The organism is Microcoleus sp. BR0-C5 (assembly GCF_036705045.1).
Lineage (GTDB): Bacteria > Cyanobacteriota > Cyanobacteriia > Cyanobacteriales > Microcoleaceae > Microcoleus.
This window is the reverse complement of the sequence record NZ_JAUBTR010000017.1, coordinates 1-25,990: the sequence shown is the minus strand read 5'-3', so window position 1 is coordinate 25,990 and position 25,990 is coordinate 1. Positions and strand designations below refer to the sequence as shown.

The following is a 25,990-nucleotide window of genomic DNA, read 5'->3' as shown; positions in this document are numbered from 1 at the left end:
GTAGTTAGCGGTTATTTGAAAGATGAGATCAAGTCCGGTTAAATAATCATAATCAAGTTTGTAGTGACCACTTTAGTCATCTCTCGTCATTGAAGAGCTGACAACCAGATATTTTAGTATAAGCGATCGACCGCACATTAGATCGAACCAAATCCGTAGAACTCTCTCTCTTCTCTTCCTCTGCGCCCTCTGCGCCCTCTGCGGTTAAATCATTCCTAAACAAACCGAGGTAGCGCTACTGAGTCAGCCAACTGAACATTTCACCCACGGTGAGATTGAAGGATTCGGCAAAGCTTGGAACGGGGATGCGATCGCCCGGTTCTTCAAAAACTGCTAAGGTGCGATCGGCAAAATAGACAAATACCACTTCTTCTTCCGGGTCAATCAACCAGCCCATCTGGGTTCCGTGGCCGAGACTGTGGAGAATGTTGCGGACGACTTTAGTTTGACTTTGGTCGGGGGAAAGAATTTCGATTGTCCAGTCGGGGGCGATGGCGAAAGTATTGGCTACTTCGCCGTTTTCATCGCGGGGAATGCGTTCCCAGGTAAAGACTGCAAGATCGGGTACAGTCGATCGACCGCCAAAGGTACAGCGCAATTCTGGATAGGCGCGCGCGATGCGTTGGGGTTTGAGTACCCGGTTGATATCACCACCCAAATCGCTTTGAATAGTGCTGTGTTTTCCTTGGGGCATAGGTTTTTGGATAATTTGACCATCGATGAATTCGCTGGCGGGTTTGGTTTCCGACAGTTGGAGAAATTCATCGAGAGTCAAAGGTTTAGAAGCGGTTTGAACCATTATTTTAATTGGATTTAAGTTTAATTTGTATTAGTTAAGCGATCGTGCATTTAATTTATACTCACATCTCTCAAGAACAGGCAAGATGCCTGTTCCACAAAGAGTAAATTTGCTTGTGGGGTAGATTTCTTCAAACTCTTGTGGGGTGGGCATCTTGCCCGCCCAAAAGCTTAAATTTTAAGGTTCAACCACTTATTAGCTGCCATTCCGGTTATAGAAATACTCCCAACCCGCGGCTAACGGCATTTCCCATGCGATCGCACAATGAAGCATCCGGCACTTTGTCTCCTTCCTGTTCCCATTTTTCCACGAGTTGGCGACCCAGGGGCGTGAGGCGAAAACTGTCGGTAATCCCTTGTCCGTCTACTTCCCGCCGCAACACGCCGACTTGGATCAGCCACAGTAGCGAGTTTTCGGCTACGAGTTCGGATACGGGCGATCGGGTGTAGCCGCTTTCGACACCGGAATTTGAGGCGATCGCACTTAGGAAAACACTGTTATCGCGGATGGTCTGGAAGAAGTGTAATTGAAAAGGGGAACAGCGGACGGCGCGATCGGCTCTTTTGACAGTGCGATCGGGATAACTAATAGATTTAAACGCTTCGGATGGGATAAAAGTCATTCAAAAAACCTCTGAACAGGTACTATATTTTTAATTGTTACAGATATCCGAGCGGGCTGATTCACCCTATCGATCCTAATTTTACACTTATTATGACCGATACACTAAATAATATCAACAGGTTTATTGAATACGTCCGTACTTTGAAGGGAGACGAAAAGGGCGAAGCTCAAGTATTTTGCGATCGCCTGTTTCAAGCCTTCGGTCATCTAGGCTACAAGGAAGCGGGAGCCGAACTAGAATTTCGAGTAAAGGCGAAAGGCAAAACTACGAAATTTGCCGATTTGCTGTGGCGGCCCAGGTTGTTGCTGGAGATGAAAAAACGGGGCGAAAAACTGGAAAAATACTATCAACAAGCCTTTGAATACTGGCTGGAGCTAGTGCCGCAACGTCCCAAATATGTGGTTCTTTGCAACTTTGATGAGTTTTGGATTTATGACTTCGATTTACAACTGCGGGAACCTGTAGACCGCGTAAATCTCGAAGAGTTACCCCATCGCTTCACAGCCTTAAACTTTCTTTTTCCCGAAAATCGCCAGCCTTTATTCAATAACAACCAAATTGATGTAACGCGAACTGCCGCTGACAAAGTTGCTCTAGTTTTCAATCGCTTGGTGGAGCGAGGAGAAAAAGTAGAAACCGCTCAAAGGTTTATCCTTCAGTGTGTAGTAGCATTGTTTGCTGAAGATATCGATTTATTGCCTAGAGGTTTATTCACGGAATTTTTAGATATTTGCAAGACCAATCGAGAGAGTTCTTATGATTTAATTGGGGGATTGTTTCGGCAAATGGGAAGCGATCGCCCCGCACCTAAAGACAGCCGCTATCGAGATGTATCCTATTTTAATGGCGGTATCTTCTCAGTTGTTGAACCCATCGCCCTAACTCGCAGCGAAATCGATCTGCTATTAGAGGCAGCAAAGGAACGGTGGTCAAAGGTAGAACCGGCGATTTTTGGCGCGTTGTTTGAGTCCAGTATGGGCAAAGAGGAACGTCATGCGTTGGGAGCGCACTATACCAGCGAGGCAGACATTCAAAAAGTGGTTTTGCCTACGATTATCCGCCCGTGGCGAGAACGGATTGAAGCTGCGAAGACGCTCAAAGATTTGTTGGCACTGCGGCAAGAATTACTTGATTTCAAAGTTCTCGATCCAGCTTGCGGCAGCGGTAATTTTCTCTATGTTGCTTATCGGGAACTGAAGCGACTAGAGGCACAATTGCTAACTAAAATTCATGAAAATTTCTCTCGTGCTGCTAATGCGATAGGTACGATGTCGCTGGTGAAGACAAGCCAGTTTTACGGGATTGACATCAAACCCTTTGCCGTGGAATTGGCAAAAGTGACGCTGATGCTTGCAAAAAAGTTAGCCTTAGATGAAGAAAACCAGTTGCTCAATGTTGTACAGTTGAACCTGGCACTGGAACTAGAGCAAGCATTGCCGCTCGATAATCTCGATCGCAATATCCGCTGTGATGATGCTCTGTTTTGCGAGTGGGAACAAGTTAATGTAATTATTGGCAATCCTCCCTTTTTGGGTGGTAATCGTCTGCGACTAACCCTTGGTGATGATTATGTCGATCGTATTTTTGCTAAATTTCCTGATGTAAAAGGTAAAGTAGATCTTTGTTCCTACTGGTTTCGCCTTGCTCATAATCACTTAAGGGAAGATTTCCGGGCTGGTTTAGTCGCAACAAACACCATTTCTCAAGGTCAAACTCGTCAAGCTACTTTAGACTACATCATTCAAAATGGTGGTTGTATTTATGATGCAATTTCTACTCAGCCTTGGTCTGGTGAAGCGAAAGTACACATTAGTATTGTCAATTGGCTCAAAATCTCTGAGAGTAAAGAATTAACGTGCCGTATTGATTATAAAGTTGTTTCTCATATCAATTCTTCTCTCAAGGCAGAAGTCGATGCTTCTCAATCTGTAAAGATTAAAGCCAACTTAAATCAATGTTTCGTAGGAGTGCAACCTAATGATAAGGGTTTTATTGTAACTGAAAGAGAGGTAAAGCAATGGATTAAAGCCGATCCTAAAAATCAAGATGTTCTCAAGCTCTTTTCAACGGGTGCGAATCTGGCACAGAACCCCCAGGGAAAGCCAGAGCGTTGGATTATTGATTTTGACAATCGCAGTTTAGAAGAGGTTAGTGATTACCAGCTACCGTTCGATCATGTTAAAAAGTACGTCAAGCCTCAACGAGAATCTAATCGAGAAGCCGTCATGCGGGAAAAATGGTGGCGATTCAAGCGCACGAATGAAGCAATGCGAAAAGCTCTAGCAACTTTACCCTTTTGTTTCGCCGTCCCAGAAACTTCAAAGTGGTCGATATTTTTAATTTCTGATTGTAATTACTTGCATGGAAATAGCTGCCATCCTGTGGCTTCAGATGACTTCTATGTTCTTGGCATCCTAACTTCAAATCTGCATCGTCAGTGGGTAAAAGCACAAAGCTCAACCCTTAAAGCCGATACACGTTACACTCACAACACCTGTTTTGAAACATTTCCCTTTCCCCAAAATTGCCCAGAAAAAACTAAAACCGAAATTCGAGCAGCCATGCAGGTTCTCCATGACTACCGCACCGAGTATATGGAGCGCAAACAGTGTGGTATTACCCAATTATACAACGAGTTTTTTAATGAACCCGCCAGCGAAATTGCCAAACTCCACGCCCAATTAGACCAACTCGTTTGCAAAGCCTACGATATCAAACCCAACCAAGACCCCTTAAAGTTTCTATTAGAATTAAACTTTGAAGTTGCACAGCGAGAAACTGAGGGATTACCGGTTGTCGCTCCCTGTTCGCGGCCTGTTGTATAAGAATGCTAGTTAAATCCAGTCCTGGACGCACTTCTACCAAAGAAACCGGGTTTTTTACCAAATCTGCGGGTTGTAATTCAGTATTTTCGTAAAAAAACCCGGTTTCTGGCCCCTGCGTAAGTCCTGTAAGTCTAATTATTTTAGGCATAAACTTTCCTGAATTCATAAGTATCTGAAGCTTCCGCATCTTCTAAAGTCAGAAATTCGTGTAACTCATTAATAGAAAGAGGGCTGAGATAAACATCAGACTCGGATTCATAGACTTCGGAAAATGACTCAATAGCTTGTTTGAGTTTATCAATAGATTGTTCGGGAGTATTGCCTTGTCCCACCAATCCATTTTCTAAACACAAAGAAACCCAATAATCAGCACTTTTTCTGATAATGACAGTGTAGAAATCAAGCATAATTTATTTGTTTAATTAATTTAATCGAGTCGGCAAATCAGGAGATAACGCCGATAATCTAACACGCGATCGCCCGCCAGTCAACGCAGAAAATCACCCTATTGAACTCTTTCCAAGCGTAAAATTTCCCTGGGACAAACTCAATCCCGAACCTCACATTCAAAAGATTGGCGGTAGCAGCCCAAAATCAACTAAAATAGGTTGGTAAATCCCAAGGGAAACAAAACTATGACATTACCAGTTGGGTGCGCTGCCCCTCAGTTTACCGCCAAAGACACCAACGGCAACACCGTCTCCCTGTCCCAATTCGCAGGTAAAACCGTAATCTTGTATTTCTACCCGAAAGATGACACCCCGGGCTGCACCAGACAAGCCCAAAGCTTCAAAGCAGCCCATGAAGAATACAAAGGCAAAGATATAGTAGTTCTCGGTGTCAGCCGCGACAACGAGGAATCGCACCAAAAGTTCACAGAAAAATACGGTTTGCCTTTCCAGCTATTAGCAGATGTTGATGGCACGATTACCAAAGCTTACGATGTCGAGAAAGGCGATTATGCCAAGCGCGTTACTTTTGTCATCGACGGTACCGGCAAAATCATTCAGGTTTATGAAGGGGAAACCATGAAAGTTGACACTCACGCTCAAGATATTCTCGTCACCATAGTTTAGTCGAAGTTTAGCCGATCGCACTAACCTTCCTACACGCACCAAACGGCTAAAAACCCGGTTTCTTCCTAGATGCCTCGTTGCTATCAGCAATATTCTCCTAGGAACCGGGTTTTTTTCGTAAGGAATGAGAATTAAATAACTTCCACAAGTTTGTGGGATGGGCGTCCCGCCCGTCCAAAAAAGATGGGCGGGACGCCCATCCCACAATAACAATTAAAATTGTAAGTTATTTAATTCGCGATCCTAAGTCCTGACCGAAAGCATCCAGGATACAAGCCCCCGGATTCATCCGTGGGGTCAATCCTTCAATTCTAAAATCTAAAATCTAAAATCTAAAATCTAAAATCGATTGACTCAGCCAGTGATGGGTCAAGGGTACAGGGGGAAACAACCGACTCGCACTAAATTCCTTCCCTCAAAACTTGCACCACAAATCCGCTTAACTAGGCATATATTCGGTTAAGGTGCTTTTTGTACGTCTAAAGTTAGATTTGTGGGGCAACTCCCGCCAATAATTAAAAACTTATGCTGGAAAAGGCATTAACCGCCCGTAGGCTGAATCTAAGGGCGATTTTTTCCTGGTTCGGGTCATTGTGTTTGATAAAATCAGAAGTTATCCTTGCTTTAGCTGAATAACTAAGTAGGTAGAGGGATATATAATGACAACCAACAACATTATTTTGAGTTACTTAGGCCCGCGAGAAATTGAGGTCAATAGACCCGCTGTGTTACTTGGCACTTTTGACAAAAATCTAGTGGCAGCGATTTCAGCAACAGAAGGCTCCAATGCCCTGAATGTAGGGAGAAATCTCTCTAGAGGCATTTGGAACATCAGTTTAGAAAAAGGATTCGATAGCGCAGGAACTCGCACACTGCAGGTGAGGGCAAGCGATAAGACCGGCAAAGTTATCGGCCAACAAACAATTAACATCAAAGTTAATCCTGCTTCTCAATCACCCGCTCAGTTTTTTACGTTAATTACTCTCAGAGATACCGCATTCAAAGTCGGAACACTGCCCGCAAGCAATCTTAACAACCTGCAAAAAGCGGAAATACCAGCCGGTAAAATTTATCAAATTAGGGACTACGAGTTAGAAGATGGACATCTGAATGTTCAACTAAATAATCCAATTCCTCCGGTGGGAACCTCTGGCTTTTTCTACGAAAAACACGTACTTATAACCAAAGGCGCAAAAATTCTCATATTCGATCGCGCCGAGTTGCCGACCCCGCCGCCTGGAATGCAGTTACTGTGGGTGATCAAAAAGACCTGGTTAAAGTTCACCCCCGCAGATTCTGGAACTTTAGGCCCAACTCAGAAATTACAATTTAACCCAGGAGAAACTTTCAATCTTCTCGGCTACGCAAGCGTAGAAAACCATTTCCGAGTCGCTTTTGCTCGGGCAGTTCCTAACTTAGGAACTTCGGGATTTCTGTACTGGCTGCACGTCCAAATTTTGCGAGACGGGAGGGGAATTGAGTATGATAGAAATGCAGTTACGATGACAATCATCAAAACAACTGTGTTTAAAAAGCGCCCGGTAAATGCGGCTAGCTTGCCACCCGAAGAAAAAATTACCTTGCCGGCGGGAATGATTTACGGAATTGCCGGATTCTCGATCGAACAAAGCCACATTAAAGTCTCGCTGACCGAAAATTTGCCGCAATTTGGCAATACAGGTTTCATTTATCCCGATTTTGTGCAATTCAGCCGCGGTGGCAAATCTTTTAATCCCGCTGTGAATTTAACTTATCAAGGGCCGTCAGAAGTTTTAGTAAATCAGCCGATAGTCCTTCGGGGTACTTTTGACCGAGAAAAAGCAGCAAAAATTGAGGTGATAGCTGAGGATAAATTTCCCCTAAGCGTCACGCTAAACCAAGAGGCCAGCACTTGGCAAGTTAATTTGTCTAAAGGATTTAGCGTAGCGGGAGCTCGGTGGCTCAGGTTGCGGGCAACTGACAGCAAAGGCAACGTTACTGGCAGCCAAATAATTTACATTACCGTAACTTCCGATCCGCTAACTGTCGGACGAGGTTTGACTTTAAAGATACTTTCTGACACTTTGTTTAAGGTAGCTCCCCTTGATTCTTCCCGGCTCAACAATCAGCAAAAAGTTGTTGTCAAAGCAGGCCAGACTTTGGCGGTTAGCAAATACGGATTTATTGACGGGCATCTCAAGGTGGTTCTGGATTCAGCAATTTGGCCGATCGGCACTTTTGGCTATTTTTATGAACCCGATGTTCAGTTGGCAAAAGGTACTCAAATCCTAAAATTTAACCTGGCTGACGTACCGAATAGCAACGTCAGCGCTCAACTTTTGGTAACTCAAACAACTCAGATTAAAGCTAAACCCGAAGATTCATCGAAACTGCCTGCCGATCAAATGGCTGACCTACTTTTAGGCACTACCTATGCCATTACTGGTTATGCCTGCATTTTGGGACATTTCCGAGTAACTCTCGCCGAATCTATTCCCGGTTTCGGCAATATCGGATTTATTTATTGGCAGGACGTTAAAATTAAAAAAGACGGCAAAGAAGTTCCCTTTGACCCGGATGCTTTGACGATGACAATTCTGCAAGCAACTGTGTTTAAAAAACGGCCGGTAGATGCTGCTAGCCTGAGCAGTACCGAGAAAACTACGTTGCCTTTAGGTCGAGTTTACGGCGTCAACAGCTACGGTGCGGAAGGATCTCACCTGAAAGTTTCCCTGACTGAAGAACTGCCGAATTTTGGCAATACAGGTTATGTTTTTCCTAGTTTTGTTCAGTTCAAGCGGGGAGATAAAATTTTCGATCCGGTTCCGAACAATGTGGAATTGAACGTGCCGTATTTTTCGCAGCGGGACAATCCGCGTTTTGACTGGTCTACTTGCAACGTAACTTCGATCGCCATGGTGCTTTATTATTATGGTCTTCGTTCTGAGTGGGGCGGACAGTTGGAGGATGAGTTGTTGCAGTGGTGTTTCGACTATGCCGGCCAGGGATCTCAAACCGATCACAGCGTGCTTTCGGCGCTGATTCAAGCCTACGAGTTTAAGACGAGTTTTAGTACGACTCGCACATGGGCCCAGGTGCGATCGGAATTGCTGAATCGGCGGCCAGTAGTTTTAGCAGGAGATTTTACGGCGGCCGGTCACATTCTTACTGTAATTGGCTACAATTCTCAGGGTTATATCGTGCAAGATCCTTGGGGAAATGCACTCACTGGTTACAGCGATACTGAGGGGAGAAAGTTGATGTATCCCTACAGTTATGTCAATCAAGTTGCTGGGCCAGATGGGAATGTTTGGGCGCATTTTATCTCTCCATAATCTACTCTACTGTTGGCAATTTGTGAGGCACTACGCCTATTACTAAGGTGTGCATAACAGCTATTCGTAATGTACTTAATGCACACCCAACCTAACTTAGGAAATCTTGCACTTAATTTTTCGTTTTGCTGCGCCAATACCTAAAAAGCTCAATCCTACTAAAGTACCGAAGATAGTAGCAGGTTCTGGTACTGGTTCAGCAGAGCCTTGTTCAAATGAGCCTTGAATAGCGATCGCATCGTTAGCGCACTCCGCCAAAAAGTTAGCAATATAGTTCCCCGAAGGCATTGAGGATTTATTGAAACTAAATCCAATTGTTTGAGAACCTACGGCATTAAACTGAGCGAAATCAAGACCGAGAGCGTTCAAAGTTGCTGGCGTTAAAACATTAATCTCTCCTACTTTTGTACCAGTAGCTATTGAGTTAAGAATAGTCGAGTTTCCTGTTTGTTCAAAGTAGGGGTCAGTGGCAGATAAATCTCCCATAGACGGGGTTCCGCCTTGAGATGCAACTACCGTATTGAATTGATTTAAATTGCTAAAGCCAGAGTTGATTTGGGTGACGTTTTTAGCGGTAACGTTACTGTAAACGCCTGTTGTCGCCACGCCGGAGTCATTTCCTTCGGCAAAGCGGATACCAAACAAGCTGCCGTTTGCGTTAGCTGTATTGAAGTTTTGACCGGAAAAATTGAAGAATAAATCGCCGTAGTTGATGTTGCCTCTTTGAGCTAGTGGGTCGGCATATCCTGCTAAACTTAGATTAGAATTGATGGCGATAAAAGCTGTATCTGATGTTTCTTTGATGGCGAGGCCGTAAAATTCAAAATCGCCGCCACCGATTTGGGGCCCTGTCACGCCGTCGTTGAAGGAATCGATCGCATAATTCCAGCCGTTAGATAGCGTTGCTGCTGTAGCTTTTTGTTGCTGTAGTGCGAAAAGGGTACAGAAAATAGCCACTGAGTAAGTCCAGTGGATGCTGTTTTTAGCAATGGATTTCATAAAATGCTCCCTGGGAATCATTGTTAAATTGTCAAGTCTGATCGATCGACTGTTTTTAATTTTTAGTAAATCATACCTTCGGGCCGAATTTCTTAAAGTTTTGCTAAAGGTTTGGTCGGGCAATTGCATGATATTAAATAGATGGCTTAAAACACCCAACCAATGCCAGTAACTAAATATATAGCAATCCTCGCATCACTTGTAAAAATATGTAGGGGTAGTGCTAAGAGTGCCTACCCCACCCAAGGCGGGGCAACCACGGGGGGTTTGCCCCTACAAGAATTACACAACTCATTTAGGATTGTTATATAGGACTTACGCAGGCACAGTATTATAGCGGGGCTGCGTAAGTCCTGTAGGTGCAAATAAACCAACTACTGGGTTTAGGCGGTTGAGTGCAGCAATAAACTGTCTGCGAGTCAATATCCAGGCTATACCGGCCCCTACAAGATATTATTATTTTTTCCTGCCGATCGACTTAATTGATTTTTTATCAATTACCAATTAATTTTGACAAAAGTGGGCGTGATGTTGTAGATGCCGATGCCGGATTCTATTAATAATTCGATTGTTTGATTAATAATTTTCATACATTGTCTTTCATCGCCAGCCCGGTTCAATATACCTCTCCAATAATTATTGTGGAACAGGCATCCTGCCTGTTCAAGACAGGCTTTGCTGGAGATGTCTAATAATTATAATTACGTTGGTTGGGAGGACTTCATTCCTCCAACTCCTCAAAGGCCGATCGCGCACAGCAGTTTTACTAATTTTACCATCAGCGTTCCACCCAACAGGCTCTCATGAATCAGCACTTTTTCTGTAAGTGCCGCCCAAAGCGAGAATTGGATAATCAAAAAAAATCATACGGCAATAGCGATCGCACGTTTTTAGAACACCCAATCAACTTCCTGCCCTACATCCGCTGCAGGCATCGTGGGTTCCTTCTAACTCGGCCGGTGGTTTCTGCACTCTTATGCGCTGCATAAATCAATCAAATTTTTAAATGCTGTTAATATATCGCCGACAGTTCGTTGACTATCTTGACTCTCCCCTTAATCACAGAACGCAGCAGGCGGTTGATCGAATGTCTGTATTCATCGTCGAGAGAGTCGTCCAAAACAGCGGCCATCAAGCCGTAGCGATCGGCTAAAGTCAAACAACCCGTATCGCTAACAGAGGCAAGCATTTCGGAAATAGCGCCGGGGATAAGTTGAACTAAAAACATGAGACATTCCCTGAATTCGATACTTATATAATCTCTCGTTCTTGGAAAATCAAGAGTGACGCTGGCATAGCACACAATGTGATTTTTTGAGGCAAACTGTGTGACAGCGACCGCTTTAATGTTGTGACGATCTCGTTTTAAGTCTGCGATCGCAGTCACAAAATTAATCTTAGGAATGAGAATTAAATAACTTACAATGCGTGATGGCTCTTGTGGGATGGGCGTCCCGCCCGTCCAGAAAGGGCGGGCTAAGAGTGCCCAACCCCTAGTCCCCACTTTCAAGAGTGTAAATTATTTAATTCGCGAGCCTTAGATATTCCCATATCCCCCTCTCCCCTCCTAAATCTAAAGATTTAGAGAGATTTTTCGGTATTGTGGGCGTCTTTACCCATTTCCCATGTATAAAACGCATGGGCTGTATGCGAAATATTCATAAAACTCAATATTTTGTAAAAATAGCTACGAATATTTACAATCGTGGGCTTTACATTAGCTCATAACAAAGGTGCATCGAAACGCAGCGATCGACCGAATCCTCGGTAGCAACTATAACCATAAATAGTTGGACGGCGTTCGAGGCAGCGCCCAGTCAAGCTCAACTGTACAGCCGATCAACCATGCTTAAAAGAAATTCCATCTAGTAACTAAATATACAGTTTTAAATCCATACACTCACTAAGGTTAGCAGGAAACACACACTTTATGCTCCAAGTCAATACCTCCCCACACAAGCCAGCAGCGAGGGTAAACCGATGACCCAAACAGTAGAACCCAAAGCCCAAGCGAGCCTGAACAAGTTTGAAAAACTCAAAGCCGAAAAAGATGGCTTAGCATTAACAGCCGAACTCGACCATTTCGCCGCAATTGGCTGGGAAGCAATGGACGAAACAGATCGGGACCACCGCCTCAAATGGCTCGGCATCTTCTTTCGGCCAGTAACTCCCGGCAAATTCATGATGCGGCTGCGCTTGCCCAACGGCATCATTACTAGCAATCAAACCAGAACGTTAGCAGAAATCGTCCAACGCTACGGCGACGACGGCAGCGCCGACATCACCACCAGACAAAACCTGCAATTGCGCGGAATTCGCATCGAAGACGTACCCGACATCTTCCGCCGCCTCAAAGAAGCGGGCATGACCAGCATCCAGTCTGGCATGGACAACGTGCGTAACATCACGGGTTCCCCAGTCGCGGGCTTGGACGCCGACGAACTGATAGATACGCGGGAACTGGCGAACCAAGTCCAAGACATGATTACGAACAACGGCGAAGGCAACCCCGCGTTTTCAAATTTGCCGAGAAAGTTTAATATTGCGATCGCAGGCTGCCGCGACAACTCAGTCCACGCAGAAATCAACGACATCGCCTTCGTACCCGCTTACAAAGACGGCAACATCGGCTTTAACGTTTTAGTCGGGGGTTTCTTCTCCGCCAAACGCTGCGACGCTGCAATTCCTCTCAACGCATGGGCAAGTCCCAGCGACGTTGTAGATTTGTGCAAAGCAATTTTAACTGTGTTTCGCGATCAAGGCCCAAGAGCAAACCGCCAAAAATCGCGGCTGATGTGGCTGATTGACGAACTCGGAATCGAAAAATTCCGAGCCGAAGTCGAACAAGAATTAGGGCGCACTTTGCCCGCCGCCGCGCCCAAAGATGAAATCACCTGGGACAAACGCGACCACATCGGCATTTACGCCCAAAAACAATCAGGGCTCAACTATGTAGGGCTGCACGTTCCAGTCGGACGGCTGCAGGCATCGGATTTGTTCGATTTGGCCAGAATTGCCGAGGTTTACGGCAGCGGCGAGCTCAGGCTCACCGTCGAAGAAAACGTGATTATTCCCAACGTTCCCGACTCGCGGATTGAATCGCTGGTCAAAGAACCGCTGTTGCAGCGTTTTTCCATCGAGCCCGCACCGCTGATGCGAGCCTTGGTTTCCTGCACCGGTGCCAAGTTTTGCAACTTCGCCCTCATCGAAACCAAAAGCCGATCCGTGGCAATGATTGAGGAACTCGAAGCCGAACTTTCAGTACCCAAACCTGTCAGAATTCACTGGACGGGTTGCCCCAATTCCTGCGGTCAACCCCAGGTAGCAGACATTGGTTTGATGGGAACAAAAGTTCGCAAGAACGGCAAAACCCTCGAAGGTGTAGACATTTACATGGGAGGCACAGTTGGGAAAGACGCTCATTTGGGTGCTTGCGTCCAAAAAGGCATCCCTTGCGAAGACCTGAAACCGCTGCTGTATCAACTGTTAGTCGAGCAGTTTGGGGCAGTTCCCAAACAGACTACAGGGGATGTAGCTTTGCTGAATCGGCAACTCCAATTGACGGTTGAGGAGGGCGAAACTGCAGTCTCGGCAGCCAAACCTCAGACATCTACTGTCATTTTCGCTCGATCGGGCAAAGAAGTTGCTTGCAGCGAAGATGAGTTCATTCTCGATGTTGCCGAACGGGCCGGAGTCGAACTTGACAGCAATTGCCGGTCGGGAAGCTGTGGCACTTGCCAGCAGAAACTCCTAGAAGGCCAAACAGTCTACGACAGCAAACCAGACGCGGCGGCAGACTTAGAACCAGGGTTCATTTTAACTTGCAGCGCGCGGGCGATCGGCAAAGTGACGATCGACGCCTAATCTAATAATGTGAGATGCGATGCGAAGGTCGCGAATCAATCTCAAATCTCACATTTCCACCCTCTCAAAGTACAACAACAATTCAAGACAAATGAGCAACCTTTCTAGAAGAAAATTCATCATCACCGCTGGAGCAACAGCAGCCGGCACCCTCCTAGCCCACGGTTGCAGTTCGAGTTCCACCCCATCTAACGGAAGTGCCACCCCCGCCGCCGACGGCGCATCACCCAGCGCCACCCCTGCAGTCAACATCAACCCCGCCGACGCCCCAGAAGTTACCGCAGCCAAACTCGGATTCATCGCCCTCACCGACGCAGCACCCTTAATCATCGCCCAAGAAAAAGGGTTATTTGCCAAGTACGGCATGAAAGACGTACAAGTTACCAAACAAGCATCTTGGCCAGTTACTCGCGACAACTTAGAACTCGGTTCCGAAAAAGGCGGCATTGACGGAGCCCACATCCTATCCCCGATGCCTTACCACATGACATTAGGCACTATTACCAAAGGCAATCAGCCAGTGCCGATGTACATTCTCGCCCGGTTAAATACTAACGGTCAGGCAATTTCGCTCAGCAAAAAATACCTAGATTTAAAAGTAGGTACAGACAGCGCACCCCTGAAAGCAGCTTTTGGCAACCAAAACCTTCCTGTTGCTATGACTTTTCCCGGTGGCACCCACGACTTGTGGCTGCGTTACTGGCTAGCAGCCGGCGGTATTAACCCAGATACAGATGTTTCCGTGATTCCCATACCGCCGCCCCAAATGGTAGCGAACATGAAATCTGGCAGCATGGAAGCCTTTTGCGTAGGCGAACCTTGGAATGCTCAGCTAGTTGCTCAAAAGGTAGGATACACGGCATTAATAACTGGAGAAATGTGGAAAGATCATCCTGAAAAAGCTTTAGGTTTAAGAGGAGATTGGGTTGACAAAAACCCCAAAGCTGCCAAAGCAATTACAATGGCCGTACTGGAAGCCCAGCAGTGGTGCGATAAGGCCGAAAATCACGATGAGATGTGCCAAATTATCTCTCAAGATAAGTGGTTAAAAGTTCCAGTAGCAGATATTATCGGTCGCTCTAAAGCTCAAATTGACTACGGTACCGGCCGCATTGAAGCTGCCAGCCCCGTGGCGATGAAATTCTGGGCGGACAATGCTTCTTATCCCTACAAGAGTCACGATGCTTGGTTCTTAGCTGAAAATATACGCTGGGGTTATATCCCGGCAACTACCGACATCAAAGCCACGGTTGATAAAGTTAACCGCGAAGATATTTGGAAAGCAGCAGCGACAGCACTTGGCGTTCCCGCAGCTCAAATTCCTGCTACGACTTCTCGCGGTGTCGAAACCTTCTTTGACGGCGTGAAGTTTGACCCAGAAAAACCAGAAGAATATCTGAAGAGTCTGGCAATCAAAAAAGCATAATTAGTTGGTTGACTGTTGACTGTTGACTGGTGACTGTTAACAGTTGACAAACCCCTAAAATTGATTGATGGTGTTGCGCGGAGTGAAACGGATAGTTCGTTTTACGAACCAAACCTGTTGAATCTCTGTTAAAAGTATCTACAAATAATCGATTATTCACAATAGTGCAAAAAGAAAAATGGCAACAAACCTCGCTGTTACTAAAAGCAAAAATCCAGTAAATTTCATTCTGGATCAGGTTCAAAAAAACCGCCGAAAAATCATCCGCCCGCTGGTAGCAATTACAGTTCTGCTCATAATCTGGCAAATCCTCTGCAACAGTCCAGAGTCCAGCTTGCCCGGGCCAATCAAAGCTGTCCAAGAAAGCTGGAATCTGATTATTAATCCTTTCTTCGACAACGGCGGTACAGACAAAGGCTTGTTCTGGCAAATTTTGGCTAGCTTGCAGCGGGTGGCGATCGGCTTTACTTTGGCAGCAGTTCTCGGCATCAGTTTGGGAATCCTGATCGGCACAAACTCCCTAATGTTCGATGCTTTAGACCCGCTGTTTCAAGTATTCAGAACTATCCCGCCCCTGGCTTGGCTGCCGATCGCCCTGGCTGTATTTCAACAGTTCAATCCCTTTGAAGGCATGGGGGTGAAAGCTAACGAAGTTTCGGCACTATTTGTAATCTTAATTACAGCAATTTGGCCGATTCTAATTAACACCACAGTAGGCGTTCAACAAATACCCCAAGACTACAGAAACGTCGCCCGCGTCTTGCGCCTCCCTAACCAAAAATACTTCTGGAAAATCCTGCTTCCCTCTTCAGTTCCTTACATCTTCACTGGCTTGAGAATTGGCATCGGTTTGTCTTGGCTGGCGATCGTAGCTGCGGAAATGTTAGTCGGCGGCGTCGGCATCGGCTTCTTCATCTGGGACGCTTACAACAGTTCTCGACTCAGTGCAGTGATTCTAGCAGTGCTTTATGTAGGAATCGTTGGTTTAATTTTAGACAGAATCGTTGGTTTCATCGCCTCCAAAGTAGTTCCCGAAGAACAGAAATAGGATTGGGAATGGGGAATGGGGAATGGGTGATTAGTGGTGGGTGATTGGTGATTAGTTATTAGGAAGCGGGAATAATTATATATGCCCAATGCCCAATGCCCAATGCCCAATGCCCCATTTTTCATTAATAATTAGCATCTAAAAATTACCAAGTCACCTAAAATAGCCATGTCAGTATTTGTTGAAGTAGACCACGTTGACCGCGTATTTAACTTGCCCAATGGAGAGCAATACATCGCTCTTAAAAATATCGAACTGAAAATTAAAAAGGGAGAATTCATCACCTTAATTGGGCACTCTGGCTGTGGCAAATCTACGCTGCTAAATATCATCGCCGGCCTCGACAAAGCAAGTCAGGGCGGGATTACTTTAGAAGGACGCGAAGTCCGCGATCCAGGCCCGGACAGAATGGTGGTGTTTCAAAATTACTCGCTGCTACCTTGGCTGACGGTGCGCGAAAATATTGCCCTAGCAGTCAATGAAATTTACAGCGGTAACTCGAAAGAAGATCGCGAGTTGGTGATCGAACACCACATTAAATTGGTCGGACTCGGCCACGCCGCCGACAAACGCCCAGGCGAAATTTCTGGGGGGATGAAACAGCGGGTGGCGATCGCCCGCGCCCTAGCGATTCGCCCGAAATTGCTGCTGCTAGACGAACCCTTCGGCGCCCTGGATGCCTTAACTCGCGGCGGTTTGCAAGACCAGTTGATGAAAATTTGCGAAGAAAGCAAAGTCACCAGCGTGATGGTAACTCACGACGTGGATGAGGCTTTATTACTGAGCGATCGCATTGTGATGCTCACCAACGGCCCGGAAGCGCAAATCGGGCAAATCCTCGAGGTGAACATTCCCCGCCCCCGCAAGCGCATGGAAGTTGTCAACCATCCGAGTTACTACGCACTGCGTAACGAAATGGTTTACTTCCTCAACCAGCAAAAGCGGGTCAAACAGCGCAGGGCTAAACAACAACCGCCCGTCATCGCCCGCAATGGCCTGGAAAAAATCAACCTCGACATCGGCTTTATTCCCCTCACCGACTGCGCCCCCTTAGTAGTAGCCAAAGAAAAAGGATTCTTCAAAGCCCACGGCTTGGAAGAAGTTACTCTCAGCCGCGAACCTAGCTGGAAAGCGATCGCCCAAGGAGTTGCCGAAGGACGGCTGGACGCGGCGCAAATGGTCGCAGGAATGCCGATCGCCATGCTGTTGGGCATGGACGGTCAAGCCCCTGTGCCTGTCTGTAGCGCCATGACGCTCTCTCGCAACGGCAATTCGATTGTTTTCAGCAAAGACCTCTACAGACAAGGGATTCGGACATTAGAGGATTTCAAAGCTGCGATCGCCAAGACTCCCGATAAAGTTCACACCTTGGGCATGGTACACTCGGCTTCCATGCACAATCTGCTGTTCCGCTACTGGCTGGCCGCGGGCGGCATCGACCCCGACCTCGATGTGGGCTTGAATGTGATTCCGCCCCCGCAGATGGTATCGAATTTAAAGGCGGGCAACATTGACGGTTACTGTTCAGGCGACCCCTGGAACTCCCACGCTGTCAACAGCGGCACGGGTTTTGTTATGGCCCGTTCCCTGGATATTCTGCCCGGACACATCGAAAAAGTTCTCGGTGTTAGCGAAGATTGGGCTCAGAAATATCCTCAAACCCACCTGGCTCTGGTCAAAGCGCTTTTGGAAGCCTGCGAATACTGCGACGACCGCCGCAACCGCGAAGAAGTCCTAGGATTGATTAGCCAAGAACAATACATCGGCGCTGATCCGAAAGATATCCGTCCAGGGTTCATCGATCCGTACAACTCCGGTACGGAGGCAGAACCAGAAATGCTCTACAACTTCAACCAGTTCTCTGTTGACAAAGCCAATTTTCCAGACCGCCTAGAAATGGTGTGGGTGATGGCGCAGATGGCTCGCTGGGGACTGATCCCGTTCCCGAAAAACTGGGTGGAAGTTGTCGATCGAGTTTTGCGGCCGGATGTTTTTGGTCAAGCAGTGCGCGAATTGGGCTTGCCGGATATTGCCAGAGATCGCCGGACGATCGAGCTATTTGACGGCACTGTGTTTAATCTCGACGACCCGATCGAGTATCTTCAGAATGTCAAAATCAAGCGCAACGTCCGCATTGAAGAAATCTTAATTGAACAAATAGGCAGTCAGTGTTCCATCAAACTGCTAGCATAACCAGCAAATAGGAAGAGGGAATGAGGAGCAAGAAATCAGGAAACAAGACTCCACATTTTCCGCTTCCTAACTCCCTAATTTAAAATTCTCAATCGAAAGTTGTCATGTCTAATCCCCCTATCCCAAATCCAAATCCTGAAAATATGCAAACTCTAAAAACCCCCCAAAAAACCAAAATTCAAACGCCCAAGCAAGACTTTCTTACTATTAAAGACGTATCGAAAGTCTACGAAACTCCTAAAGGCCCTTACGTGGTTCTCGACGGTGTAAACCTGACTATTAATGAAGGCGAATTTATTTGTTTGATCGGTCACTCTGGCTGCGGCAAATCTACTTTGCTGAATATGATTGCGGGATTCAACGGGCCGACAAACGGAGAAGTAGCCCTGGAAGGTTCGCAGATTACTGAACCAGGCCCCGATCGCATGGTGGTGTTTCAAAACTACTCGCTGCTACCCTGGCTGACTGCTACAGAAAATATTCACCTCGGCGTTGAAAATGTTTACCCGGAAAAGTCCGCAGACGAACACAATACGATCGTCAAGGAACACTTGGAATTAGTGGGGCTGACCGAAGCTTGTCACAAAAGACCGGGCCAATTGTCCGGGGGGATGAAACAGCGGGTGGCGATCGCCAGAGCTCTGGCAACTCGCCCCAAACTGTTGATTTTGGACGAACCTTTCGGAGCTCTAGACCCGATTACCCGGGAAGAGTTGCAGGAAGAATTGCTGAAAATTTGGCGGAAGGAAAAAATTACCGTCATTATGATTACTCACGATATTGATGAGGCTTTGTTTTTGGCCGATCGCATCGTGATGATGACCAACGGGCCAGCAGCTTCCATCGGCGAAGATATGCACATTCCGTTCAGCCGTCCCCGCAACCGGGCACGGATTATGGAAGACCCGAAATACTACGAACTGCGTAACTTTGCTTTGGAGTTCCTGTTTTCTCGCTACGCCCACCACGAAGAAGGTGAAGAAACGGACTCGGAGACAGAAGCCGTCGCGCTACCGATGCCATTACCTGCTAGCAAAAAGCCTGCGGTTGCTGACAGGCCTCTTGCACCTGCACCTTTTGTGTCTCACGCTGCCGAACCCTCAGAAGCCTCGTCGATCAAACGCGGCATCCTGGCAGCCTCGTGGTTCGTAGCAATGTTTACTTTAGCTGCGGTCAATATGTCTGTTGTTTCCAGCCAGCTAAAGCAAGCGAAACTAGCAGAAACTGCACCTCCGGCGCCGACTGCCGGGGCGATTGTGAGTTCTCCCCCCAGCCCGCAAATTGCAGCAAGTTCGATCGCACCGAATCCTAGCCCTACACCCATCGCTGCTGCTAGCCCTGCACCCATCGCTGCTGCTAGCCCTGCACCCATCGCTGCTGCTAGCCCTGCACCCATTGCTGCTACTAACAGCGCCGCGCCCATCGCTGCTGCTGCAAGTCCTGCACCCATTGCTGCTGCTAACAGCGCCACGCCCAATGCAGCAACCAGCGCCACATCAGTGATTTCTGACCAAGCCGAACTCGATGCGATCGGACAGAAGTTGTATGCACAAATCGACCAAAAATGGAGAACAACTCCGACATTTACCGAAAGCTTGACTTATCGGGTCAAAGTAAAACAAAACGGCGATATCCTACAGTTCGATCCCACAAATAAAGCAGCTAAAGATTTCCTCAAAGAAACTCCTCTGCCTGTTTTGCAAACTCCTGCCGGTGCCACACCAGGCGCTGAAAAAACTGCTGAGTTCCAAGTAACTTTTAGCCCCACTAACGGTGGCGTATTTGAGGTTAAAACACAGAAGTAGGCGACATAATACTCCCGCACTAAATCTCGGATTGGTATTAACAACCAGACCAAAAGTAGTACCTACGCGCTGTTTGAGTCCTGCAAAAAATCCTCCTAGCTCCCCCTAGGTAGGGGTGACAAGATTTAGGTCTGGAGTGCCTCTATTTGAGAGGGATTGAGGAGCCGGGAGCCACGACCTAAAAGGGATATCAATCGCGAGTTTTAGTAAGAGAGCGGTTAATTTTAAATCAGGGTATTGTCCGTTGCTGTGAAGCATTTTTGCGGTAAGTTAGTAATTATTAACACATTATTTGCAGGAGCACTCAGTTCCGACTATAATGACAAATTACGAATTACCCATTAGCTTTCAAAAATTAGCATCTAAAATCACCAGATGGAAACTATAAAAACTCTTTGCCCATACTGCGGTGTAGGTTGCGGTCTAGAAGTTGTTCCCGACAAAAAACAAAGTTGGAAAGTGCGGGGCGATCGCAATCACCCATCGAGTCAGGGCATGGTTTGTATTAAGGGAGCAACCGTAGCAGAGTCCATTCGGAGCGATCGGCTACTGTATCCGATGATGCGAGATACTCTCGACCAACCGTTCCGCCGCGCTAGCTGGGACGAAGCTCTCGATGCAATTGTTAACCGCATCCAAACAATTCGCAGCACCAGCGGCCCCGATGCTTTGTGCGTTTACGGTTCTGGTCAATTCGCAACAGAAGATTATTATATTGCCCAGAAACTAATGAAAGGTTGTCTGGGTACTAATAATTTTGATGCTAATTCTCGCTTGTGTATGTCTTCAGCAGTCTCTGGATACGTTCAAAGCTTTGGCTCGGACGGGCCGCCTTGCTGTTACGACGATTTAGAATTAACAGATTGCGCTTTTATTATTGGCAGCAATACAGCAGAATGCCATCCGATCGTATTCAATCGATTAGCAAAATACCACAAAAAAAATCCAAATGTCAAGATGATTGTGGTAGATCCAAGGCGGACTCCGACTGCGGAAGCGGCGGATTTGCACTTAGCAATTAAACCGGGTACGGATATAGATTTGCTTAATGGAATTGCATATTTGCTGTTACGCAGGCAATCAATAGATTCAGAGTTTATTGAAGAATGCACGGCGAATTTTTCAGCTTTTGCTGAGGTTGTTAGCAGCTACACGCCGGATTTTGTAGCCTCGCGCTGTGGCATTACTGTCAGCGAGTTAGAAACGGCGGCAAACTACTGGGAACAGTCGCAGCGCGTTTTGTCTCTGTGGTCGATGGGAATCAACCAGTCGTCGGAAGGCACGGCAAAGGTGCGATCGCTGATTAATTTGCACTTGATGACAGGTCAAATCGGCAAACCGGGATGCGGCCCGTTTTCCCTCACCGGCCAGCCAAACGCGATGGGAGGGCGGGAAGCGGGAGGACTGTCTCACTTGCTCCCAGGCTACCGATTTGTGAAAAATGCTGAACACAGAACCCAAGTCGAGGAGTTTTGGGGAATCGCACCGGGAAGTATTTCCCCGAATCCAGGCCGCACTGCTTGGGATATGATCACCGGCTTGGAAACTGGCGATGTCGAGTTGCTATGGATTGCAGCTACTAATCCGGTGGTGAGTATGCCGGATTTGGAACGCACTAAAGCCGCTTTGCTGCGATCGCCCTTTACTATTTATCAAGAAGCTTACTATCCCACTGAAACCTCTGCCTACGCTCACATCCTGCTGCCGGCAACGCAGTGGAGCGAAAAAACCGGAGTAATGACGAATTCCGAACGCCGCGTTACCTTTTGTCCCGGTTTCGACACTCCCTCCGGGGAAGCCCGCGATGACTGGAGCATTTTCGCTGAAGTCGGACGGCGGTTGGGTTTTTCCGAACACTTTGCTTTCGAGAACAGTGCGGAGGTTTTTAAAGAGTACGCGCAGTTGACGCGGGGTCAGCCTTGCGACATGACCGGCCTGAGCCACGAATACATCCGCCAAGAAGGGCCGCAGCAGTGGCCTTGCCGGGAAAACGAGCCTGTGCATCCAGCGAACGAAGCGAAACGGCTGTATACAGACAGGCGTTTTCACACTCCTGACGCGCGGGCGAGATTTTCGGCCTATCACTCGCGGGGACTGGCAGAACCTCCCGATCCGAATTATCCGTTTGTGTTGACGACAGGCAGAGTTTACGGACACTGGCACACGATGACGCGGACGGGTAGAACTGAGAAAATTAATCAATTGCACCCCGATCCGTTTTTGGAAATTCACCCCCGCGATGCTGCCAAATTGCAGATTAAGGAGGGTGATTTGCTGGAAGTTCGATCGCGCCGCGGCAAGGCGCAGTTTCCGGCCAAAGTCACAAAGGCGATCGCCCCAGGTACGCTATTTGTACCGATGCACTGGGGTTCTCTGTGGGCCCAAGGGGCTGAAGCCAATGCCATGACTCATGCTGCAAGCTGTCCAGATTCCAAACAGCCTGAGTTAAAAGCTTGTGCGGTGCAGTTGGTGCTGGTTGGGGCAGAAACTGGGGCGGAGGTTGCCGCAGAAGTTGCCGCAGAAGTTGGGGAATTTAATTGGCCAAAATCCCCCCTTGCCGCCACTTCTTGATCTGCCGTCCAACTACGGGATGTTACAAATCACCGAAGAACGAGCCGGAAGCCGCGGGCGATCGACATGGGGAGGAACCTGGTTGACTTTCCGGGAGACGTTCGGCGAGCGTTCAGTCGAGTCGCGCTCCGTCAATCGCGCTCAGTCGAACGATTGAAGATTTACTCCACAGATGAATCTGGGATTTTGAACAAGAGTCTAAAATTTTGCACTCTTGGCGACAGGAGTCCGGGGCTTGTATCCGTTTTTGGGGTAAGAACCTCTCTCGATCGAGCAATTTTGAACCCGGACATACCCTACACATAAATCTTAAATCCCAAATCCCAGATCTAAAAGCTAAAATGGTTATGCCATTACGCAGCCTAAAAACTGCGTTTCCCCGCCAGAGCCCGGAAACAAGGAAAATTAAATTTTTTTATTCTGAGTTTTTCCATTCTTGATTGGGGGTTTTTCCTTCGGGAGAATGTCTTCTGGCGAATGGTTTCTGCCTTCTTTTTAATTAATCGAGTCAGACAATTGCAGTTTGCACCTATAGGTGCTATAATCGTTTTACAAGGCTTTATTTTCGGCAGTGCAGTTCGTTCGATCGGCGTTCCTCCGGATTTAAATCTCTACACCCTCTGATTCTGGAGAATGTTCAATGTCAATCTATGTCGGCAATTTATCCTACGAAGTAACGCAGGAGCACCTCAACCAAACTTTTGGAGAGTACGGAACAGTAAAGCGCGTTCAGTTGCCTGCTGACCGGGAAACAGGTCGGATGCGGGGTTTCGCTTTTGTAGAAATGTCTACAGAAGCCGAAGAAGCCGCAGCCATTGAGGCTCTTGACGGTGCTGAGTGGATGGGTCGCGACCTCAAAGTCAACAAAGCAAAACCCCGTGAAGAACGTGGTTCCAATTCTGGTGGTGGTAACTGGGGCAACAACGATCGCGGTGGCAATTCTCGTCGCTACTAAACCACCCGAGCTAAATTTTTAGCTATCTTCTATATTACGTCGGAGCAAGCTGGGAGTCAACAATCATTCTCTGTTGAGAATAGATAGTTAGTTCAGTGGTAGCACCGCGCCTTAAAAGCCTCAAACTATTGCTAGACAATAGTTTGAGGCTTTTTTATGGCAAAAATTTATTAAGCAGGAGTTCATCGCGTGCGATCGATTCCTAGCTGACACGAAAAACTATAAAATATAACAGGCAAAGAGAGTCGCCCTCCCCAGTGCCCGGGTTGCCGCCGTGAAACCAGGCAATCAGAGAGTTTTGCGCTTGCAAAGCGTACCGAAAAATGACAAAATCATCAAGAATGATGACTAAATCACTGGTATGCTGAAAAAAATATTTAGGCAAATTGCGAAGTTAAGCAATGATGAAAATTTTCTGCATTTTACAGAAAGTGTAGAAGTAATAATATCGAAAGTTTTATCACTGGCGATGATTTTGGTAATTATCGTCAGCGTTGCCGATTTGGTGATTTTTTTAGCACAAGAATTGGCAAACCACACTGATAATTTTTTAAAAGACACGTTGTTTGTGATATTTGGGTTATTTTTAAATGTTTTAATTGCATTGGAAATCTTGGAAAATATTACAGCTTATCTGAAAAAGCACGTAATTCAAGTAGAGCTAGTTATTGTAACTTCTTTGATAGCAGTATCTCGAAAAATCATCATTCTTGACCTGGAAAAGAAAACCGCAGCCGACTTGATTGGTTTGGCGACTGCTATTTTCGCGCTTTCCATCAGTTACTTGATAGTGCGGTTCACAAATAGAGGAAAGGATTAATATTGGGAATTGGGGATTGCGAATTGTTAATAACTAATATCATCTCCTGCCCCTCGACCGGACATGATATTATTCCAACAAACCAGGAGGAGGCACAATTTCAATTCGGCCTTGTTCTAAGTCAACAACTGGCACAATCTCTTCCACAAAAGGAATCAAGATTTTTGTGGATTTAGGCTCTTTAACGCGAATTTTCCGTGGTTTGCGGGTATTTCGGGGGTCAGCGTTTGCTTGGGGAGTTTCAGGCTGTTTTGGCTTTTCTAATTCTGCAGCGACAGTTTCCGGCGCCGTTAGATTCGTTTCTACTTCTAAAAGGTCGTTACCTGCGGGAATAATATCACTTACCTTGCCGAGGATTTCCCCAGTTAACTGGTTAAAAACTTCCATACCGATCAAATCTTGGACGTAAAACTCATCAGATTCGAGGTAAGGTCGATCGGTCTTTTCAACAAACAACTTACAGCCCCGCAGCGCCTCAGCACTATCGCGGTCTTCCACACCCTCTACCTCTACAGCATACAGCCCTTTGCCCGGAATGTAGCGACCGCCCAAAAACTCGATCGGTTCCGGTTCACTTTTGTTAGGGCGCAAAATCCACCGCTTCCCCGGTTCGATAAACCTTTCCGGGAAATCCGAATCGGGATAGACTCGCACTTCCCCGTCCAAACCTTGAGCTGCTACAATTTTACCGATTTCTATCCATTCAGACATAAACTTTTTGGGAATTGGGAATTGGGAATTGGGAATTGGGAATTGGGCATGGGGCATTGGTAGCAGAAAAGCCTTGGTAACAAACAACAAATAACTACTGACTAATGACTAATGACTACTGACTACTGACTTCTTTACACCAATCCAGTTCTCAGCGCTACAACTGCGACTTGCACGCGGTCATCCACTGCCAACTTATTCATAATACCGCGAACGTGAGTTTTAATAGTATTTGGGCTCAAGTAAAGCGCCGCTGCTATCTCAGGATTGCTGTTACCTTCCACCATTAATTTTAACACCTCCAATTCCCGCTGCGACAACTGACCAAAAGTAGTTGTAGAGGCAGGTATGGGGGGTTTCAGGTGTTCGATGACAGTCCGGGCAATTTGAGGGTCAAGATATGTAGCCCCCTCTGCGGCGGCTGCAATCGCTGCTAACAGCCTGTCTACAGAAGCACCTTTAATACAATAAGCATCAGCCCCACTAGAAAGGGCAGCAATAATTTCAGTTTCTGCAGTGTGAGAAGTTAACATTACTACTCGAACTTCTGGGAGTTGTGCTTTAATTTGCTGCGTCGCTGCTATGCCGTCGAGCCGTGGCAAACCGATATCCATTACAATAATATCAGGTTTGAGTTTCAGTGCGGCTGCTACGCCTAAATAGCCATCTTCTGCTTGTCCTACTATTTCTATTTCTGGGGAATCGGCTAAAACTTGCTCTAATCCCAGTTGCATCATCGGGTCATCTTCAACAATTAAAATTTTCATAATACGAAGGAAGAAGGAAGAAGGAAGAAGGAAGATTACTTAGTTGTTAATATTTTACATGAACTTGTACCGAACCAATGACTAATGACTAATGACTAATGACTAATGACTAATAACTAATGACTAATGACTAATGACTAATGACTAATGACTAATGACTAATGACTAATGACTAATGACTAATGACTAATG

The 25,990-nt window shown here is 46.6% G+C and carries 18 protein-coding genes and 1 pseudogene; 12 read left to right on the top strand and 7 right to left on the bottom strand.

What is annotated here, in order from left to right; translation table 11 throughout:
• Nucleotides 1–235: 235 nt before the first annotated feature.
• Both QUB08_RS10785 and QUB08_RS10780 read right to left on the bottom strand, forming a co-directional pair.
• On the bottom strand, nucleotides 236–799 hold the full coding sequence (locus tag QUB08_RS10785) for a Uma2 family endonuclease (RefSeq protein WP_333224732.1): 564 nt from the start codon (nucleotides 797–799) through the stop codon (nucleotides 236–238).
• A gap of 211 nt (nucleotides 800–1,010) precedes the next feature.
• Nucleotides 1,011–1,421 (bottom strand): Npun_F0494 family protein, encoded by a 411-nt coding sequence (locus QUB08_RS10780; protein ID WP_333224731.1) that lies wholly within the window; start codon nucleotides 1,419–1,421, stop codon nucleotides 1,011–1,013.
• Nucleotides 1,422–1,513: 92 nt separating this feature from the next.
• On the opposite strand from QUB08_RS10780, the gene QUB08_RS10775 reads away from it, so the two are divergent.
• Nucleotides 1,514–4,249, top strand: coding sequence for a DNA methyltransferase (locus QUB08_RS10775; protein WP_333224730.1), 2,736 nt, complete (start codon nucleotides 1,514–1,516; stop codon nucleotides 4,247–4,249).
• A gap of 140 nt (nucleotides 4,250–4,389) precedes the next feature.
• Here QUB08_RS10775 and QUB08_RS10770 read toward each other — a convergent pair whose 3' ends face one another.
• Entirely contained in the window at nucleotides 4,390–4,656 is a 267-nt protein-coding gene (locus tag QUB08_RS10770; RefSeq protein WP_333224729.1) for a type II toxin-antitoxin system HicB family antitoxin, read from the bottom strand.
• 228 nt (nucleotides 4,657–4,884) lie between these two features.
• Between QUB08_RS10770 and QUB08_RS10765 the strand changes: the two genes are divergently transcribed.
• Nucleotides 4,885–5,325, top strand: a complete 441-nt coding sequence (locus QUB08_RS10765; RefSeq protein ID WP_172192900.1) for a peroxiredoxin — start codon at nucleotides 4,885–4,887, stop codon at nucleotides 5,323–5,325.
• A gap of 659 nt (nucleotides 5,326–5,984) precedes the next feature.
• Nucleotides 5,985–8,639, top strand: coding sequence for a C39 family peptidase (locus QUB08_RS10760; protein WP_333224728.1), 2,655 nt, complete (start codon nucleotides 5,985–5,987; stop codon nucleotides 8,637–8,639).
• Nucleotides 8,640–8,735: 96 nt separating this feature from the next.
• Here the strand turns inward: QUB08_RS10760 and QUB08_RS10755 are convergent, their stop codons facing one another.
• Both QUB08_RS10755 and QUB08_RS10750 read right to left on the bottom strand, forming a co-directional pair.
• Complete coding sequence (locus QUB08_RS10755) at nucleotides 8,736–9,638, bottom strand: PEP-CTERM sorting domain-containing protein (protein WP_333224727.1); 903 nt, start codon at nucleotides 9,636–9,638, stop codon at nucleotides 8,736–8,738.
• A gap of 1,012 nt (nucleotides 9,639–10,650) precedes the next feature.
• The gene (locus tag QUB08_RS10750) at nucleotides 10,651–10,866 is read right to left on the bottom strand and encodes a hypothetical protein (RefSeq protein WP_333156213.1); all 216 of its coding nucleotides are present in this window, start codon (nucleotides 10,864–10,866) and stop codon (nucleotides 10,651–10,653) included.
• A gap of 752 nt (nucleotides 10,867–11,618) precedes the next feature.
• On the opposite strand from QUB08_RS10750, the pseudogene QUB08_RS10745 reads away from it, so the two are divergent.
• The 9 genes and pseudogenes from QUB08_RS10745 to QUB08_RS10705 all read left to right on the top strand — a co-directional run.
• Nucleotides 11,619–13,154: pseudogene (locus QUB08_RS10745) on the top strand (ferredoxin--nitrite reductase); the annotation flags it as partial.
• A gap of 21 nt (nucleotides 13,155–13,175) precedes the next feature.
• Nucleotides 13,176–13,502 (top strand): 2Fe-2S iron-sulfur cluster-binding protein, encoded by a 327-nt coding sequence (locus tag QUB08_RS10740; RefSeq protein ID WP_333206576.1) that lies wholly within the window; start codon nucleotides 13,176–13,178, stop codon nucleotides 13,500–13,502.
• Between the two features lie 91 nt (nucleotides 13,503–13,593).
• On the top strand, nucleotides 13,594–14,928 hold the full coding sequence (locus QUB08_RS10735; RefSeq protein WP_333224726.1) for a CmpA/NrtA family ABC transporter substrate-binding protein: 1,335 nt from the start codon (nucleotides 13,594–13,596) through the stop codon (nucleotides 14,926–14,928).
• Nucleotides 14,929–15,106: 178 nt separating this feature from the next.
• Entirely contained in the window at nucleotides 15,107–15,976 is an 870-nt protein-coding gene (gene ntrB, locus QUB08_RS10730) for a nitrate ABC transporter permease (protein ID WP_333224725.1), read from the top strand.
• Between the two features lie 168 nt (nucleotides 15,977–16,144).
• A complete protein-coding gene (locus tag QUB08_RS10725) occupies nucleotides 16,145–18,169 on the top strand; it encodes a nitrate ABC transporter ATP-binding protein (protein ID WP_333224724.1) in 2,025 nt (674 codons plus the stop codon).
• A 104-nt stretch (nucleotides 18,170–18,273) separates the two neighbouring features.
• A complete protein-coding gene (locus tag QUB08_RS10720; protein WP_333224723.1) occupies nucleotides 18,274–19,974 on the top strand; it encodes a nitrate ABC transporter ATP-binding protein in 1,701 nt (566 codons plus the stop codon).
• 375 nt (nucleotides 19,975–20,349) lie between these two features.
• Entirely contained in the window at nucleotides 20,350–22,545 is a 2,196-nt protein-coding gene (locus tag QUB08_RS10715) for a nitrate reductase (protein WP_333224722.1), read from the top strand.
• 640 nt (nucleotides 22,546–23,185) lie between these two features.
• The gene (locus QUB08_RS10710) at nucleotides 23,186–23,500 is read left to right on the top strand and encodes an RNA-binding protein (RefSeq protein ID WP_333143949.1); all 315 of its coding nucleotides are present in this window, start codon (nucleotides 23,186–23,188) and stop codon (nucleotides 23,498–23,500) included.
• 361 nt (nucleotides 23,501–23,861) lie between these two features.
• Complete coding sequence (locus QUB08_RS10705) at nucleotides 23,862–24,320, top strand: phosphate-starvation-inducible PsiE family protein (RefSeq protein WP_333224721.1); 459 nt, start codon at nucleotides 23,862–23,864, stop codon at nucleotides 24,318–24,320.
• A 69-nt stretch (nucleotides 24,321–24,389) separates the two neighbouring features.
• Here QUB08_RS10705 and rimM read toward each other — a convergent pair whose 3' ends face one another.
• Nucleotides 24,390–25,031 carry a ribosome maturation factor RimM gene (gene rimM / locus QUB08_RS10700; protein WP_333056199.1) on the bottom strand — a complete coding sequence of 214 codons (642 nt, stop codon included), beginning with the start codon at nucleotides 25,029–25,031 and terminating at the stop codon, nucleotides 24,390–24,392.
• A 134-nt stretch (nucleotides 25,032–25,165) separates the two neighbouring features.
• Complete coding sequence (locus QUB08_RS10695) at nucleotides 25,166–25,798, bottom strand: response regulator transcription factor (RefSeq protein ID WP_333224720.1); 633 nt, start codon at nucleotides 25,796–25,798, stop codon at nucleotides 25,166–25,168.
• Nucleotides 25,799–25,990: the final 192 nt, after the last annotated feature.

What these genes read in the sequence shown, in the direction of transcription:
- QUB08_RS10785 (WP_333224732.1), bottom strand. Translation starts at nt 799, where the DNA reads ATGGTTCAAACCGCTTCTAAACCTTTGACTCTCGATGAATTTCTCCAA.
- QUB08_RS10780 (WP_333224731.1), bottom strand. Translation starts at nt 1,421, where the DNA reads ATGACTTTTATCCCATCCGAAGCGTTTAAATCTATTAGTTATCCCGAT.
- QUB08_RS10775 (WP_333224730.1), top strand. Translation starts at nt 1,514, where the DNA reads ATGACCGATACACTAAATAATATCAACAGGTTTATTGAATACGTCCGT.
- QUB08_RS10770 (WP_333224729.1), bottom strand. Translation starts at nt 4,656, where the DNA reads ATGCTTGATTTCTACACTGTCATTATCAGAAAAAGTGCTGATTATTGG.
- QUB08_RS10765 (WP_172192900.1), top strand. Translation starts at nt 4,885, where the DNA reads ATGACATTACCAGTTGGGTGCGCTGCCCCTCAGTTTACCGCCAAAGAC.
- QUB08_RS10760 (WP_333224728.1), top strand. Translation starts at nt 5,985, where the DNA reads ATGACAACCAACAACATTATTTTGAGTTACTTAGGCCCGCGAGAAATT.
- QUB08_RS10755 (WP_333224727.1), bottom strand. Translation starts at nt 9,638, where the DNA reads ATGAAATCCATTGCTAAAAACAGCATCCACTGGACTTACTCAGTGGCT.
- QUB08_RS10750 (WP_333156213.1), bottom strand. Translation starts at nt 10,866, where the DNA reads ATGTTTTTAGTTCAACTTATCCCCGGCGCTATTTCCGAAATGCTTGCC.
- QUB08_RS10735 (WP_333224726.1), top strand. Translation starts at nt 13,594, where the DNA reads ATGAGCAACCTTTCTAGAAGAAAATTCATCATCACCGCTGGAGCAACA.
- ntrB (WP_333224725.1), top strand. Translation starts at nt 15,107, where the DNA reads ATGGCAACAAACCTCGCTGTTACTAAAAGCAAAAATCCAGTAAATTTC.
- QUB08_RS10725 (WP_333224724.1), top strand. Translation starts at nt 16,145, where the DNA reads ATGTCAGTATTTGTTGAAGTAGACCACGTTGACCGCGTATTTAACTTG.
- QUB08_RS10720 (WP_333224723.1), top strand. Translation starts at nt 18,274, where the DNA reads ATGTCTAATCCCCCTATCCCAAATCCAAATCCTGAAAATATGCAAACT.
- QUB08_RS10715 (WP_333224722.1), top strand. Translation starts at nt 20,350, where the DNA reads ATGGAAACTATAAAAACTCTTTGCCCATACTGCGGTGTAGGTTGCGGT.
- QUB08_RS10710 (WP_333143949.1), top strand. Translation starts at nt 23,186, where the DNA reads ATGTCAATCTATGTCGGCAATTTATCCTACGAAGTAACGCAGGAGCAC.
- QUB08_RS10705 (WP_333224721.1), top strand. Translation starts at nt 23,862, where the DNA reads ATGCTGAAAAAAATATTTAGGCAAATTGCGAAGTTAAGCAATGATGAA.
- rimM (WP_333056199.1), bottom strand. Translation starts at nt 25,031, where the DNA reads ATGTCTGAATGGATAGAAATCGGTAAAATTGTAGCAGCTCAAGGTTTG.
- QUB08_RS10695 (WP_333224720.1), bottom strand. Translation starts at nt 25,798, where the DNA reads ATGAAAATTTTAATTGTTGAAGATGACCCGATGATGCAACTGGGATTA.